The sequence below is a fragment of the Streptomyces sp. NPDC057424 genome (assembly GCF_042803315.1).
In the GTDB taxonomy this organism is placed as follows: domain Bacteria; phylum Actinomycetota; class Actinomycetes; order Streptomycetales; family Streptomycetaceae; genus Streptomyces.
Map to the genome: position 1 here is coordinate 52,159 of NZ_JBHVCP010000016.1, position 15,626 is coordinate 67,784.

Consider the following 15,626-nt stretch of genomic DNA (forward strand, 5'->3'; position numbering starts at 1 on the left):
CTGACGCCAGGGTGCGCAGACCCAGTCCGATCAGGGGCAGGGTATGGGACGTTTTTGAACGAGTGCGAAGCATCGCGCCTGATACAGCGCGTCTGTGAAGGGTTTGTGAGAGAAGGTGGCATCTCTCGGAATCACCTTTTTCCTGGCGGCGCGTACTCCTCGAGGTAGCGGGCGACGCGGTCGGCATAGCCGCGTACGTCCGGCGGGACGCCGCCCGCCGCGTTCACCGTCCGGTACGACCTGCGGTACGCGGCGGCGACGAGGATCCGCCGGTCGCCCGGCAGGTCCTCGTGCAGGCGCGGTGCGATCCAGCACAGGTAGCGGCCCATCGCCGGGATGGACTCGGCGGGCGGGAAGGGCGGCTGGGGGACCGTCTCGCCGGGGGTGCCGTCCTCGTTCATCCACCAGCGCAGGACACGGGGTGTCCAGCGGGCGATGCCGTACTCGTCGTTGGCGGGGTCGGAGAGGTCCGGATCGAAGTCGCTCTCCACCTTCAGCATGGCGGCGATCAGGACCGGGGTGACCTCCTTCTGATCGCAGTCGTGCGCCGTCTCGACGATCAGCAGGCGGAAGGGGGGCGGAACGCCCCGGTCGGTGCGGAGTTCGGAGGCGCCGTACGGGGCTGCGGAGACGTTCGCGGTCGCGCCGGAGCCGCTGTCGCCGGCCCAGACGCTGATGCCGTAGCCGAGGGCGGCCAGGGCCGCGGCCGCTGAGGTCAGGACGGCCGCGACGGACCTGTGGCGGAGAGGGCGGCGGGCGGGGCGCGGACGGGACAGGCGGAAGGCGCGCCGGCCCGGGCCCGCGGCCGCCGTCACGCGGCGCACCAGCGCCGCGCCGCCGATGCGCTGCCGGTGCGTCCGGGTCAGGCAGGCGCACACGATGTCCCGCCAGGCGGCGGGCAGTTCCGGCGACAGGCGCAGTTCGTCGACGCCGCGGGCGTAGGCCGCCGCCGCGTCGCGGCGGGCCGCCGGCGTGGCACCGGGAAGCGGGAAGGAGCCGGTGAGCACGAGATGGGCGAGGACGCCGAAGGCCCAGACGTCGGCGGACGGGCGGATGCGGCGGCCGCGCTCGCCGATCTCGGCCCAGAGGAGTTCCGGCGGCGTGTAGCCGGGAGTGGAGAAGGCCGGTGTGTAGGCGTGGGTGCCCTCCAGCTCGGCGGCCATGTTGAAGTCGGCGAGGCGGACCGAACCGTCCGCCATCAGCAGCACGTTGGCCGGTTTGAGGTCGCCGTGCACCCAGCCGGCGCCGTGCAGCTGGGCGAGGCCCTCGGCGATCTGCGCGAGCAGCGCGGGACCGGACGCGGGCCGGGGCGTGGCGGCGAGCAGGGCCGAAAGGGAGCGCTCGGCCTTCTCCAGGACGAGGACGGTGGCGCCGTCCAGATCCGGGTGGCCCGGGTCGTCGACCGTCAGCGTCTGGTACATCCGCACCAGCCGCGGATGCCTCAGCCGCCGGTACAGCTCGACCTCCCGCTCGACCAGTTCGTGCAGGTGGGCCAGCCGACGGGGCGTGGCCGTCCCGGTGGGCAGGAACTTCAGGGCGGCCGTGGGCGGCAGTCCGGTGCCGTCACCGACGCGCCGGGCCGCGTACACGCTGCCGAACGCGCCGGTCGCGATGGGCGCGCACACCTCCCAGACGCCGACCCGGTAGCCCTTGGGCACGGGGACGGCGTACGCCTCGGTCACCGAGCCGCCCCGGCCCGGCCGAGGACGCGCGAGGCGCCGGGCACGGGCCCGCCGAGGGCGAGGCGTTCACCGGGCGCGAGTCCGACCGGGGTGTGGTTTCGCTCGTCCTCCGTGGTCGGCGGAGGTTCCACGACGATGCTGTACAAGGTGCTCTCCCCGTGCCTGAACAGCTACCACCGTCAGACTAGGGCGACGCACCAGGGCCGTGCCCCCCTCGTACGGGTGAGACACGGCCCTTGGAAGTGAATGGCGTGAACTGGTCCGGTCGACCCGGCCCGTTCAGTGACGGGGGCGGTTGAACCAGGCCTTGCCGCCCGCGTTGCCGACGAAGACGGCCACCAGGATGGCCAGGACGGTGTGCACCAGGCCCACGATGAGGAACGGGTAGATGCCGAGGACCGCCGTGATGATGGCGAAGACCAGGATCGTGATCCGGGCGCCGTTGCCGCCGTTCTTGAACTTCGTCGCCAGGACGGCCGCGAACACCAGCCAGGCCAGGCCGAACACCACGTAGCCCCAGATCAGGCCGGTCGAGTCACCGACCAGGTCCTGGAAGGCGGTGTTGTCCCTGAGGGACTCGTCGTCCTTCGCGGCGTTGAGGGCCGCGGCGGCGAAGGCGAAGATGGCCACGCCGACGACCTGCAGACCGACGATGACCCACATCATCACGCGGGCCGCGCCCACCGAGCCGGGCATCGTGGTCGGCGCGGCGGGGCCGCCGTAGGGGGAGACCGGAGGGGCCTGCGGGTAGCCGTAACCGGGAGCCTGCCCCTGGTCCTGCGGGTATCCGTAGCCCGGCTGCTGCGGCTGCTGCCCCTGGGGAGCGCCGTAGGGGTTGTTCGGGTCGCCGTAGCTCATGCTGGACTTTCCTCCGTTGGTCCGGGTGCGGGGACGACGCGTGACATCCGCACGGAGGAAATCTTCAGTATTGCGACCGTCCCCCCGTTGAGCTGCCCGCGGCACTTGTCAGGTCATCGTTCTTCACCACTGACCGGCTTGTCCAGCCGCATTCCCGATGCGTTGTGCAAGTGCAACATCGCTGATCATGGGCGGATACGAGAGGACCGGCCCTGCGGTGCCCGGATTGCGGGCGGATTGGAACCGCGGCGGGGTCATCCGCGAGGATGGGGCCATGACCGCCCAGATTCTCGATGGCAAGGCCACCGCAGCCGCGATCAAGTCCGACCTGACCGCCCGCGTGGCGGCGCTGAAGGAGAAGGGCGTCACGCCCGGCCTCGGCACGATCCTGGTCGGGGACGATCCCGGCAGCCAGAAGTACGTCGCCGGCAAGCACCGCGACTGCGCGCAGGTGGGCATCGCCTCCATCCAGCGCGAACTGCCCGCCACGGCGACCCAGGAGGAGATCGAGGCGGCCGTCCGCGAGCTGAACGAGGACCCGGCCTGCACCGGGTACATCGTGCAACTGCCGCTGCCCAAGGGCATCGACGAGAACCGCATCCTCGAACTGATGGACCCGGACAAGGACGCGGACGGGCTGCACCCGATGAACCTGGGGCGCCTCGTCCTCAACGAGCCCGCCCCGCTGCCCTGCACCCCGAACGGCGTGCTCACACTGCTCCGCCGTTTCGGCGTGGAGATCAAGGGCGCCGAGGTCGTGGTCGTCGGACGCGGCGTGACCATCGGCCGGCCGATGCCGCTGCTGCTCACCCGCCGCAGCGAGAACGCGACCGTGACCCAGTGCCACACCGGCACGCGCGATCTGCCGGCGCACCTCAAGCGCGCGGACATCATCGTGGCGGCCGCCGGCTCCGCCCATCTGATCCGGGCCGAGGACGTGAAGCCCGGCGCGGCCGTCCTCGACGTCGGCGTCTCCCGCAGCGCCGAGGGCAAGATCGTGGGTGACGTCCACCCCGACGTCGCCGAGGTCGCCGCCTGGATCTCCCCGAACCCCGGCGGGGTCGGCCCCATGACCCGTGCCCAGCTGCTCGTCAACGTGGTCGAGGCGGCGGAGCGCAGTGTCGGCTGAGCCTCAAACCCCGAGCGGGCAGGAGACGCCGGGCGGCCGGGCGGCGCCGAGCGGGCCCGAGTCGCCGGAGGACCTCACCGTCCGGGACCCCGTCAGCGCGCCCGACGCCGAAGGGCGGCCGCGGCGGGTCACCCGGCGCTTCCCGCTGTTCACCAAGGACACCGCGCGGCCCGAGGGCGGTGGCCGGGCCGCGCCCGGGGACGCTCCCGCGCCGGCGCGGCAGTGGCCCGTGCTCGCCGTGCTGGGGCTGGCCGGGATCGGCCTGCTGGTGACCGCGTTCGGCCAGTTCCGGGTCGGGACCCTGCTGATCGGCGTCGCCCTGCTGGGTGGTGGCGCGATGCGCTGGCTGCTGCCGGACGTCGGCATGCTCGCCGTCCGCTCCCGCTTCACGGACATCGTCACGTACGGGGGGCTGGGCCTGGTGATCGTGATGCTGGCGCTGATGGCACAGCCGAAGCCGTTGCTGCAGATCCCGTTCCTCCAGGACACCCTGCACTTCACGGTCACCAACGAATGACGGGGCCGGCGGCCCGTCCTCTCCCCCGAGGAAGGACGGGCCGCCGCCGCGAACCACCCTCCTGCACGGCGAACGGCCTGTTCAACGGCTGTCAGAGCGCTGTGGCACGGAAGTGACAGTTCCGGTACGTCTCGCTTCCGATACCGCACAAAGTGGTGCGACGACGGGGTTGGCAGGGACAATCAGGACGGTCCAGGGTGTACCGCGCGCGGTCACCACGCTCCTGTGCGCCCCCCGTCAGGGAACTGAGATCCTGAGTGGGCGCATCCCTGTGGGTATCCAGAACGGGGACTCGGCCAGGGCCGCCACGCGCGGGGCGAACAGCGCGAGAAATTTCAGCACGACCGGGGGGAAGAGGGGGAGCAATGCCTCGTTGGAGGGCCTTGCCGGATGAGCTCGATCCACAGATCAGGGAGTTCACCAGCCAGCTGCGCAGGCTCGTGGACCGCAGCGGTCTGAGCATCGCGTCGGTGGCGGACCGCACGGGATACAGCAAGACGTCCTGGGAGCGTTACCTGAACGGCCGGCTGCTCGCGCCGAAGGGCGCGATCGTGGCGCTGGCCGAGGTCACGGGCACCAATCCGGTGCACCTGACCACCATGTGGGAGCTGGCCGAGCGCGCCTGGAGCCGCTCGGAGATGCGGCACGACATGACGATGGAGGCCATCCGGATCTCCCAGGCTCGCGCCGCGCTCGGGGAGTTCGGCGGGCAGGACTTCACCGACCCCTCGGCCGGTGGCAAGGCGGCTTCGGCGGGCGGGGGCAGAGCGGCCTCCGCGGGCAGCGGCAAGCCCGCCCGCCGGAGCGGCGGCACCACCGTCACGCCGGGCATCGCGGGACCGGCCGGTGTGGCCCCGACCGTGCCGCCGCAGCCGACGGCCCCCGAGGTCCAGGACTCCACCGGGGCGGGTGTGCGGGAGGAGAGCGGCCGGGCCGCCGAGCCCGAGGTCAACTCGTGGGGACTGGCCGGGTACCAGGGCCCGTCGCCGACGGGCGGACGCTCCACCGGGCCCGGCGCGGGCCGTGGTTCCCGGCCCGGACCGGGCCCCGGAACCCCTGCCGGGTCGCCGTCCGGCCCCGGCCGGACTCCCGGCGCCGGGGCGGATCCGTACGGCGAACCGCAGGACGCCGTCCCGGCCCGGGCCGGTGGTGCCGGCGAGGGCCGCCGCGCCGCCTCCGCCGCGGCGGGCAAGAAGCGGACCGCGACCTTCCTCGCGGGTGTGGTGGGTGTGCTCGTGGTGATCGCCGGCGCGTTCTACCTGACCGGCGGCGGTGGTGAGGACGAGGCCAAGGGCGGCCCCACGTCCCCCTCGCCGACCGTCAGCACCGACCCGAAGCTGCCGCCCGGCGTGAAGTGCAGCGGCGACAGCTGCACCGGCAAGGACGCGGAGGTCATGGGGTGCAGCGGTGACCTGGTGACCACGGCCCAGACCGCGACCGTCGGCACCACCGTCGTCGAGGTCCGCTACAGCGAGACCTGCAAGGCGGCCTGGGGGCGTATCACCCAGGCGGCACAGGGCGACGAGGTCCAGGTCAGCTCGGGCAAGGCGAAGCAGACCGGCAGCATCACCGAGGCCGGGGACGCCATCGCCTACACCCCGATGGTGGCCGTGAAGAGCGCCGCCGACGCCAAGGCCTGCGCGACGCTGACGGCAGGGCAGCAGGGCTGCACCGACTAGCGCCGCGGCAGGCGACGTCCGCCCCGTCGCGGCACTGGACGGCGGAGCGGTCGCCCGGCCCGCGCGAAGGATGTCCGGAGGGGAGGAATGCCTGCCGGAATCGGGGGCACGTGATGCGTACCCCCCACGGGAGTCCGGCATGGTCGGTACCCCCCGGCGGCCGCCTTCGTCCCCCTCTCCCGGACGGGCGGCCGCCTCTTGTGCGGACACGGGGGAGGGTTGTGGGCCGGGCCACACCGACCCGGACGTCCGGGATCCCGGATGCGCGATAGCCTGACGGCTGGATGGATCTCTTGACGCCAAGAGATCGATCAAACGTCCGGGGCAGGGACGCCCCACCGCCAGCTGTCATACGGAGAACGCCATGACCCGCACTCCCGTGAACGTCACCGTCACCGGCGCGGCCGGCCAGATCGGTTACGCCCTGCTCTTCCGCATCGCCTCCGGTCAGCTGCTCGGCGCGGACGTGCCGGTGAAGCTGCGCCTGCTGGAGATCACCCCCGCGCTGAAGGCGGCCGAGGGCACGGCCATGGAGCTGGACGACTGCGCGTTCCCGCTCCTGCAGGGCATCGACATCACGGACGACCCGAACGTCGCCTTCGACGGCGCCAACGTCGGTCTGCTCGTCGGCGCCCGCCCCCGCACCAAGGGCATGGAGCGCGGCGACCTGCTGGAGGCCAACGGCGGCATCTTCAAGCCGCAGGGCCAGGCGATCAACGCGCACGCCGCGGACGACATCAAGGTCCTGGTCGTCGGCAACCCGGCCAACACCAACGCCCTCATCGCCCAGGCCGCCGCGCCGGACGTACCGGCCGAGCGGTTCACCGCGATGACCCGTCTGGACCACAACCGCGCGCTGACCCAGCTCGCGAAGAAGACGGGCTCGACGGTCGCCGACATCAAGCGCCTGACCATCTGGGGCAACCACTCCGCCACCCAGTACCCCGACATCTTCCACGCCACGGTCGCCGGCAAGAACGCCGCCGAGGCCGTGAACGACGAGAAGTGGCTGGCCGACGACTTCATCCCGACCGTCGCCAAGCGCGGCGCCGCCATCATCGAGGCCCGTGGCGCCTCGTCGGCCGCGTCCGCCGCCAACGCCGCCATCGACCACGTCCACACCTGGGTCAACGGCACCGCCGACGGCGACTGGGTCTCCATGGGCATCCCGTCGGACGGCTCCTACGGCGTCCCGGAGGGCCTCATCTCCTCCTTCCCCGTCACCACCAAGGACGGCACGTACGAGATCGTCCAGGGCCTGGAGATCAACGAGTTCTCCCGCGCCCGGATCGACGCCTCCGTCAAGGAGCTCGAGGAGGAGCGCGAGGCGGTCCGCGGCCTCGGCCTCATCTGACCGAGCCTCTCCCCGCTCGTACGCGGGCCCCGTACCGGTTCTTCCGGTACGGGGCCCGCTGCCTTTTCGGCGTTCCCCGGGGCGTACGGCGGATGCTCGTCGACCTGATCTGGAGTGCGCCCGCCACGTCGGGCACGCCGATCTCCTGCGCGAGTCGATCGACGGGCGGGGTGGGGGAGGACCCGCCGGAGAGCTTCCGGCCTGGCACGACATGACGTCGCCGCCTCTGATCGGTGGGTGTTTTGCGGGCATTTGCCCGCATCTCCCGTGACACAGCGCACTTTCGGCCATGGACGCGCATGCATCCGGTGGAGCAGGGCAGGCGAACTCGGTCTCTCAGTGGCACGAATGTGACACAGGGGCGCTGATCAGGAACGGAAGGCGAAGAGCGATCATGGCGGCAAGTACCGAACTTCAGGCACGTGAAACCATCCATGCGGGAGGAAAGTGGCGAGCGGCCACCTCCGGGGCCACGCGCGAGATCCTCGACCCCGCGGACGCCCTTCCCTTCGCCGTGATCGCGGAGGGTGACGAGAAGGACACCGATCTGGCGATCGCCGCCGCCCGGCGCGCCTTCGACGAGGGGCCGTGGCCGCACACGCCCGTCACCGAGCGGGCCGCGCTGCTCAGGCGTGTCGCCGACCTGCTCGTACGGGACCGCGAGGAGCTGGGCCGGCTGGAGGCCCGCGACGCGGGCAAGACCGTCGAGGAGGGCCGCGTCGACATCGACTGCGTCGCCGACGCCTTCCGCTACTTCGCCGACCTGGTCGCCGGTGAGGCCCCCGGCCGGGTCGTGGACGCGGGCTCGACCGACATCCACAGCGTCGTCGTGCACGAGCCCGTCGGCGTCTGCGCCATGATCACCCCCTGGAACTACCCTCTGCTCCAGGCCAGCTGGAAGATCGCCCCCGCTCTCGCCGCCGGCAACACCTTCGTCATCAAGCCCAGCGAGATCACGCCGATGACGACGATCGCGCTCATCGCGCTGCTCGTCGAGGCCGGACTCCCCGCCGGTGTCGCCAACATCGTCACCGGCCCGGGCCACTCCGTCGGCGCACGCCTGTCCGAGCACCCCGACGTCGACCTGGTCTCCTTCACCGGCGGCCTGGTCAGCGGCACCAAGGTCGCCCAGGCCGCCGCCCCGAGCGTCAAGAAGGTCGCCCTCGAACTCGGCGGCAAGAACCCCAACGTCGTCTTCGCCGACGCCTGCGCCACCGAGGAGGGCTTCGACACCGCCGTCGACCAGGCCCTCAACGCCGCCTTCATCCACAGCGGCCAGGTCTGCTCGGCCGGCGCCCGCCTCATCATCGAGGAGTCCGTCCGGGACCGCTTCGTCACCGAACTCGCCCGGCGCGCCGAGAAGATCCGCCTCGGCCGCGGCACCGAGGACGGCGTCGAGTGCGGCCCGCTCGTCTCCGAGCAGCAGCGCGCCAAGGTCGAGATGTACGTCGAGTCCGCCCTCAAGGAGGGCGCCGTGCTGCGCTCCGGCGGCAAGCGCCCCGAGCCGTCCCCGCAGCGCCCGGAGAACGGCTACTTCTACGAGCCGACCGTCCTCGACCACTGCCACCGCGAGATGCGCGTCGTACGGGAAGAGGTCTTCGGGCCGGTCCTCACCGTCGAGACCTTCCGTACCGAGGACGAGGCCGTCGCCCTCGCCAACGACACCGAGTACGGACTCGCGGGCGGCGTCTGGACCGCCGACGCGGGCCGCGCCCGCCGTGTGGCCGGGCGGCTGCGCCACGGCACGATCTGGATCAACGACTTCCACCCCTACCTGCCGCAGGCGGAGTGGGGCGGTTTCGGCAAGAGCGGAGTGGGCCGCGAACTCGGCCCCGCCGGGCTCGCCGAGTACCGGGAGACCAAGCACGTCTACCAGAACCTCGCCCCCAAGCCGGTGCGCTGGTTCGCGGGCTGACCCCCGTTCCCCGCCGGGCTGCCGACGCCTCATCCCGGGCTGACCCCCACACCCCGGGCTGACGTCCCCATCCCCGAAGCCCGTCCCTTCATCCCCACTGGAGCAAGTACGCCATGTCCCACACCAGCCATGAGTACGACTATGTCGTGATAGGCGGCGGAACCGCGGGTTCCGTGGTCGCCTCCCGTCTGACCGAGAATCCAGACGTCACCGTGGCCGTCATCGAGGGCGGCCCCAGCGACGTCGGCCGTGACGACGTGCTGACCCTGCGCCGCTGGATGGGCCTGCTCGGCGGCGAACTCGACTACGACTACCCCACCACCGAACAGCCACGCGGAAACTCGCACATCCGGCACAGCCGGGCCCGCGTCCTGGGCGGCTGCTCCTCGCACAACACCCTGATCGCCTTCAAGCCGCTGCCCGCCGACTGGGACGAGTGGGAGGACGCCGGCGCCAAGGGCTGGGGCGCGGTGCAGATGGAGGCGTACTTCGCGCGTCTGCTCAACAACATCGTCCCGGTCGACGAGAAGGACCGGAACGCCATCGCCCGCGACTTCGTCGACGCCGCTCAGGAGACGCTCGGCGTCCCGCGCGTCGAGGGCTTCAACAAGAAGCCGTTCACCGAGGGCGTCGGCTTCTTCGACCTCGCCTACCACCCCGAGAACAACAAGCGGTCCTCGGCGTCGGTGGCCTACCTCCACCCGGTGATGGACGAGCGCCCCAACCTGACCATCCTGCTGGAGAGCTGGGCGTACAAGCTGGAGCTGGACGGCGACCGCGCCGAGGGCGTGCACGTACGCACCAAGGACGGCGAGGAGATCCTCGTCAAAGCCCGCAACGAGGTCGTGCTGTGTGCCGGCGCCGTCGACTCGCCCCGGCTGCTGATGCACTCCGGCATCGGGCCCAAGGCCGACCTGGAGAAGCTCGGCATCCCCGTCACGCACGACCTGCCGGGCGTCGGCGAGAACCTGCTCGACCACCCCGAGTCGGTCATCGTGTGGGAGACGAACGGTCCCATCCCCGAGAACTCCGCGATGGACTCCGACGCGGGCCTGTTCGTGCGCCGCGACCCCGAACTGCCGCACCCCGACCTGATGTTCCACTTCTACCAGGTGCCCTTCACGGACAACCCGGAGCGACTGGGCTACCAGCGGCCCGAGTTCGGCGTCTCGATGACCCCGAACATCCCCAAGCCGAAGAGCCGCGGCCGGCTGTACCTGACCAGCGCCGACCCCGAGGCCAAGCCCGCGCTGGACTTCCGCTACTTCACCGACGAGGACGACTACGACGGCAGGACCCTCGTCGACGGCATCAGGATCGCCCGCGAGATCGCCAGGACCGAGCCCCTGGCCGGCTGGCTCAAGCGCGAGGTCTGCCCCGGCCCGGACGTCACCGGTGACGAGGAGCTCAGCGAGTACGCCCGCAAGGTCGCGCACACCGTCTACCACCCCGCCGGCACCTGCAAGATGGGCGACGCCGCCGACCGGCTGGCCGTCGTCGACCCCGAGCTGCGCGTCCGCGGCCTGGAGGGCATCCGCATCGCCGACGCCTCGGTGTTCCCCACCATGACCACCGTCAACCCGATGATCGGCGTGCTCATGGTCGGGGAGAAGGCCGCCGAGCTGATCGGTGGTGGTTCCAAGTGACCGAGACCCTCGAACCCCCCACGGAGCAGACCATGGACACCACCCCCGTCTTCTCGGTGGAGGGCCTGTGGAAGGTGTTCGGCCCCAAGGCCGAGCGCATCCCCGCCGACCCCGAGCTCACCGCCCTCGACCCCGCCGAGCTGCGCTCCCGCACCGGCTGCACGGCCGCCGTCCGGGACGTCAGCTTCGACGTGCGCAAGGGCGAGGTCTTCGTCGTCATGGGCCTGTCCGGCTCCGGCAAGTCCACGCTGGTGCGCTGTCTGACCCGGCTGATCGAGCCGACGGCCGGCACCATCGCCATCGACGGCGAGGACGTACGCGCCATGGACCGCTCCCGGCTGCGCGAACTGCGCCGCCACCGCGCCGCGATGGTCTTCCAGCACTTCGGCCTGCTGCCGCACCGCACCGTCCTCGACAACGTCGCCTACGGCCTGGAGATCCAGGGCATGGGCAAGGCCGAGCGGCGTGAGCGCGCCGCGGAGGTCGTCGCCAAGGTCGGCCTGGAAGGCATGGAGCACCGCCGCCCCGGCCAGCTCTCCGGCGGCCAGCGACAGCGCGTCGGCCTGGCCCGCGCGCTCGCCGTCGACCCCGAGGTCCTGCTGTTCGACGAGCCGTTCAGCGCGCTCGACCCGCTGATCCGGCGCGACATGCAGGAGGAGGTCGTCCGGCTGCACCACGAGGAGGGCCGCACGATGGTCTTCATCACGCACGACCTCCAGGAAGCCCTCAAGCTGGGCGACCGCATCGCCCTGATGCGCGACGGCCGGGTCGTGCAGCTCGGCACCCCCGAGGAGATCGTGGGCTCGCCCGCCGACGACTACGTGCGCGAGTTCGTCCGGGACGTCCCGCGCGAGCAGGTCCTCACCGTCCGCTCGGCCATGCGCAGCCCCTCGGCGGACCAGGACGGCAGCGGCCCCGCGGTGCGGCCCGACGCGACGGTGTCCGAGGCGATCGAGGCGGTCGCCCGCGCCGGCGCTCCGGCCCGGGTCGTCGACGAGGGCCGGTGCGTGGGCGTGGTCGACTCCGACACGCTGCTCGGCGTCGTCGCAGGGACGGGGCAGACCGCTCCGCCCGGGACGCGGCAGCCCGAGGAGGCGGTGTGATGGCGACGATCACCGCGTCCCCGCCGCGCCTCGGCCTGCCCGCCCTCCTCAAGCACCCGGCCGTCCGCAAGCTGCTGCTGCTCGCCCTCGCCGCCGCGATCCTCGTACCGCTGGCCAACGCCCGCTGGGCGAGCGGCACCTGGCCGAGCGCGCTGACCGTCGACTTCTCCGAGCCGCTCGCCAAGGCCAGCGACTGGATCATCGACAACCGCGACAGCCACCCGCTGTTCCTGTACTTCTTCGGCCACGTCAGCAACGTTGTCGTCATCGCCGTACGGGCCGTCTACCTCACCCTGCTGGCCGTCGGCTGGGCGGGCGTCACGGCCCTGGGCGCGCTGGTCGCCTGGCGCGTCGCGGGCGTGAAGCTGGCGCTCGGCACGGCCGCCGCGTTCCTCGCCTGCGGGCTGCTCGGCATGTGGGTGCCGACCATGCAGACGCTCGCCCTGATGGTCGTCGCGGTCCTCGCGTCGGTCGCGGTGGGCACGCTGCTCGGGCTCGCCGCCGGACTGTCCGACCGGATGGACCGCATGCTGCGGCCCGTCCTGGACACCATGCAGGTGCTGCCCGCCTTCGCCTACCTGCTGCCGGTCGTGCTGGTCTTCGGCATCGGTGTCCCGGCGGCCGTCCTGGCCACCGTCATCTACGCCGCCCCGCCCATGGCCCGTCTGACCTCGCTCGGTCTGCGCGGCGCCGACAGGGAGGTGCTGGAGGCCGTCGAGTCGCTCGGCTCCACGGCACGCCAGCGCCTGCTGACCGCCCGGATCCCGCTGGCCCGCAAGGAACTCCTCCTCGGCCTCAACCAGACGATCATGATGGCGCTGTCCATGGCCGTCATCGCGGCCGTCATCGGCGCGGGCGGTCTCGGTGACCGCGTCTACCAGGCGCTGGCCTCGGTCGACGTCGGTGCCGCGCTCGCCGCCGGTATCCCGATCGTGCTGCTGGCCGTCGTCCTGGACCGCGTCACCGGCGCGGCGGGGGAGCGGCTCGGCGCCGAACCCGAGCCCCACAGCGGCCGCCGCTGGCTGTACGCCCTGGCCGGCGTCGTCGCCGTGGCGCTCGCAGGGCGGCTCGCGGGCCGCCTCGACTGGCCCGACGCCTGGGTCGTCGGCATCGCCGAGCCCGTCAACCGCGCCGTCGACTGGATGACCACGCACCTGTACTCGGGCGTCCCCGTCATCGGCGGCACCGCCGACTGGGCGGGCCACTTCACCACCTGGGTCCTCGACCCGATGCGCGACGGCCTGCAGACGCTGCCCTGGTGGGCGGTCCTGCTGATCGTCGCCGCCCTGGCCTGGGTCATCGGCACCTGGCGCACCGCGCTCACCGCCGTCCTCGCCATGGCCGTGATCGGTGTCCTCGGCGTCTGGAAGCCGTCCCTGGACACCCTCTCCCAGGTCCTGGCGGCCGTCGCCGTCACCCTCGTCGTCGGGTTCGCCGTCGGTATCGCCGCCGCCCGCAGCGACCGTCTGGAGCGGGCGCTGCGCCCGGTCCTCGACGTGTTCCAGACGATGCCGCAGTTCGTGTACCTGATCCCCGTCGTCGCCCTGTTCGGCGTCGGCCGCGCCCCGGCCGTCGCCGCCGCGATCGTCTACGCGCTGCCGGCCGTCGTCCGGATCACCACCCAGGGCCTGCGCCAGGTCGACCCGGCCGCGCTGGAGGCCGCCGGCTCGCTCGGTGCGACCAGCTGGCAGCAGCTGCGGCAGGTCCAGCTGCCGCTGGCCCGCCGGGCCCTGCTGCTCGCCGTCAACCAGGGCCTCGTCCTGGTCCTCGCCGTCGTCGTCATCGGCGGCCTGGTCGGCGGTGGAGCCCTCGGCTACGACGTCGTCTTCGGCCTCGCCCAGGGCGACCTGGCGACCGGTCTGGTGGCCGGCGCGGCGATCGTCTGCCTCGGCCTGATGCTCGACCGGGTGACCCAGCCCACCGAACGCCGCGCGAAGAAGGGAGCGTGACATGCGAGTCCGCAAGACGGCCATGGTCGCCGCTCTGAGCTCCCTGGCACTGCTCACCGGCTGCGGTGCCGCCGACATGACCAAGCAGGCCTCGCCCTTCGCCAACGCCCAGGGCGCCAAGACCGTGACCCTGTCCGTGCAGTCCTGGGTGGGCGCCCAGTCCAACGTGGCCGTCGCCCAGTACCTCCTGGAGCACGAGCTGGGCTACCGCGTCGACACCGTCCAGGTCGACGAGGTGCCCGCCTGGGACGCCCTCAGCCAGGGCCGCGTCGACGCGCTCCTGGAGGACTGGGGGCACCCCGAGCAGGAGCAGCGGTACGTCAAGGACAAGAAGACGATCGCGCCCGGCGGCGAACTCGGCGTCACCGGCCACATCGGCTGGTTCGTCCCGACGTACCTCGCCGAGCAGCACCCGGACATCACGAACTGGAAGAACCTCGACAAGTACTCCCACCTCTTCCGCACCCCGGAAAGCGGCGACAAGGGCCAGCTGATGGACGGCTCGCCGTCCTACGTCACCAACGACAAGGCGCTGGTGAAGAACCTGAAGCTGGACTACAAGGTGGTGTTCGCGGGCTCCGAGGCGGCGCAGATCACCCAGATCAGGCAGTTCGCCAAGGAGAAGAAGCCCTTCCTCACCTACTGGTACACACCGCAGTGGCTCTTCGAGAAGGTCCCCATGACCGAGGTGAAGCTGCCGCCGTACAAGGAGGGCTGCGACGCCGACCCGGAGAAGGTCGCCTGCGCCTATCCGCACACCCCGCTGCAGAAGTACCTCAACGCGGACTTCGCGGAGAACGGCGGCAAGGCGGCGGCCTTCCTGAAGAAGTTCAAGTGGACGACCGAGGACCAGAACGAGGTCTCCCTGATGATCGCCGACAAGAAGATGACGCCGGAGGAGGCGGCCAAGAAGTGGGTGGACAGCCACGAGTCCACGTGGAAGAAGTGGCTGTCCTGAACGTCCCTAGGGGCGCAGGCCGGCGGCGATCTCCCGCAGGGCCCGGGTGGCCCGCCGCTGGAGTCCCGGCCCGAAGGTGATCCGGGTGGCCCCTCGCGCGCCGAGTTCGGCGGGCGAGGGGCCACCGCCGGCCGGGGCCCCCACGTTGATCGGCCCCTGGATCCCGGCCCGCAGCAGCGGCAGGACGTCCGGCGGGGCGCCGATCGGATACACGCAGTCGGCGCCCGCCGCGACGTAGAGCGCGGCCCGCTCGATGGCCCGGCCGGGATCGGTGACCCCACAGGCGAAGGTGTCCACGCGCGCGTTGACGAAGAGCCGGTCACCGGCCGCCTCCCGCACCTCGGCGAGCCGGCCGGCGTGCGCGCGGGGGTCCTTGAGCACCCCGCCCTCGGAGTCCTCCAGGTTGCAGCCGACCGCCCCGACCTCCAGCAGCCGCTCCACGAGGTCCTTCGGCATGAGCCCGTAGCCGCCCTCCACGTCCACCGACACGGGCACGTCGACGGCCCGGACGATCCGGGCGACCGCCGCGAGCATCTCGTCGGCCGGGACCTGACCGTCCTCGTACCCGAGCGAAGCGGCGACCCCGGCGCTGGGGGTGGCGAGCGCGGGGAACCCGGCCTCGGCGAACACCCGCGCACTGGCCGCGTCCCACGGGCCGGGCAGCACGAGGGGATCACCGGGCACCCGGTGGCGGTGCAGGGCACGGAACGTCTCGACCTGGCTCACGGCGTGTATCCCCCTGGCGGAACCCGGCGGCCGACCATCACCCGGTTCCGGTTGTTGATGGCGACGACCAGGCCGGTCAGATGGGCCAGCCGGGCCTCGTCGAAGTGCTT

13 protein-coding genes and 1 pseudogene are annotated in these 15,626 nt (G+C 72.0%); 9 read left to right on the forward strand and 5 right to left on the reverse strand.

The window, feature by feature from the left end:
* Positions 1-131: 131 nt before the first annotated feature.
* The 3 genes from ACFU3E_RS15755 to ACFU3E_RS15765 all read right to left on the reverse strand — a co-directional run bounded on the left by ACFU3E_RS15755 (position 132) and on the right by ACFU3E_RS15765 (position 2,540).
* Positions 132-1,682, reverse strand: a complete 1,551-nt coding sequence (locus ACFU3E_RS15755) for a protein kinase (protein ID WP_384157299.1) — start codon at positions 1,680-1,682, stop codon at positions 132-134.
* Positions 1,679-1,828, reverse strand: coding sequence for a hypothetical protein (locus ACFU3E_RS15760; protein WP_384157302.1), 150 nt, complete (start codon positions 1,826-1,828; stop codon positions 1,679-1,681). Before ACFU3E_RS15760 ends, ACFU3E_RS15755 begins: the two co-directional genes overlap by 4 nt.
* Before the next feature lie 133 nt (positions 1,829-1,961).
* Entirely contained in the window at positions 1,962-2,540 is a 579-nt protein-coding gene (locus ACFU3E_RS15765) for a hypothetical protein (protein WP_384157305.1), read from the reverse strand.
* Positions 2,541-2,814: 274 nt separating this feature from the next.
* On the opposite strand from ACFU3E_RS15765, the gene ACFU3E_RS15770 reads away from it, so the two are divergent.
* The 9 genes from ACFU3E_RS15770 (at position 2,815) to ACFU3E_RS15810 (ending at position 14,790) form a co-directional block, all read left to right on the forward strand.
* A complete protein-coding gene (locus ACFU3E_RS15770; protein WP_384157308.1) occupies positions 2,815-3,669 on the forward strand; it encodes a bifunctional methylenetetrahydrofolate dehydrogenase/methenyltetrahydrofolate cyclohydrolase in 855 nt (284 codons plus the stop codon).
* On the forward strand, positions 3,659-4,186 hold the full coding sequence (locus tag ACFU3E_RS15775) for a DUF3017 domain-containing protein (RefSeq protein ID WP_384157310.1): 528 nt from the start codon (positions 3,659-3,661) through the stop codon (positions 4,184-4,186). Before ACFU3E_RS15770 ends, ACFU3E_RS15775 begins: the two co-directional genes overlap by 11 nt.
* Positions 4,187-4,569: 383 nt before the next feature.
* Complete coding sequence (locus tag ACFU3E_RS15780) at positions 4,570-5,865, forward strand: DUF2690 domain-containing protein (protein WP_384157313.1); 1,296 nt, start codon at positions 4,570-4,572, stop codon at positions 5,863-5,865.
* Positions 5,866-6,229: 364 nt separating this feature from the next.
* Positions 6,230-7,219, forward strand: coding sequence for a malate dehydrogenase (locus ACFU3E_RS15785; RefSeq protein ID WP_384157316.1), 990 nt, complete (start codon positions 6,230-6,232; stop codon positions 7,217-7,219).
* A 394-nt stretch (positions 7,220-7,613) separates the two neighbouring features.
* Positions 7,614-9,134, forward strand: a complete 1,521-nt coding sequence (locus tag ACFU3E_RS15790) for an aldehyde dehydrogenase family protein (protein ID WP_384157319.1) — start codon at positions 7,614-7,616, stop codon at positions 9,132-9,134.
* Between the two features lie 113 nt (positions 9,135-9,247).
* Entirely contained in the window at positions 9,248-10,780 is a 1,533-nt protein-coding gene (locus ACFU3E_RS15795) for a GMC family oxidoreductase (RefSeq protein ID WP_384157322.1), read from the forward strand.
* Positions 10,781-10,812: 32 nt separating this feature from the next.
* Positions 10,813-11,883, forward strand: a complete 1,071-nt coding sequence (locus tag ACFU3E_RS15800; RefSeq protein WP_384157494.1) for a glycine betaine/L-proline ABC transporter ATP-binding protein — start codon at positions 10,813-10,815, stop codon at positions 11,881-11,883.
* Complete coding sequence (locus ACFU3E_RS15805; protein ID WP_384157325.1) at positions 11,883-13,832, forward strand: ABC transporter permease; 1,950 nt, start codon at positions 11,883-11,885, stop codon at positions 13,830-13,832. Before ACFU3E_RS15800 ends, ACFU3E_RS15805 begins: the two co-directional genes overlap by 1 nt.
* A 1-nt stretch (position 13,833) precedes the next feature.
* Positions 13,834-14,790, forward strand: a complete 957-nt coding sequence (locus tag ACFU3E_RS15810) for an ABC transporter substrate-binding protein (RefSeq protein WP_384157328.1) — start codon at positions 13,834-13,836, stop codon at positions 14,788-14,790.
* 6 nt (positions 14,791-14,796) lie between these two features.
* Here the strand turns inward: ACFU3E_RS15810 and ACFU3E_RS15815 are convergent, their stop codons facing one another.
* A complete protein-coding gene (locus ACFU3E_RS15815) occupies positions 14,797-15,516 on the reverse strand; it encodes an isocitrate lyase/phosphoenolpyruvate mutase family protein (RefSeq protein WP_384157330.1) in 720 nt (239 codons plus the stop codon).
* A pseudogene (locus ACFU3E_RS15820) lies at positions 15,513-15,626 on the reverse strand (carboxymuconolactone decarboxylase family protein); the annotation flags it as partial. The pseudogene ACFU3E_RS15820 and the gene ACFU3E_RS15815, both read right to left, overlap by 4 nt.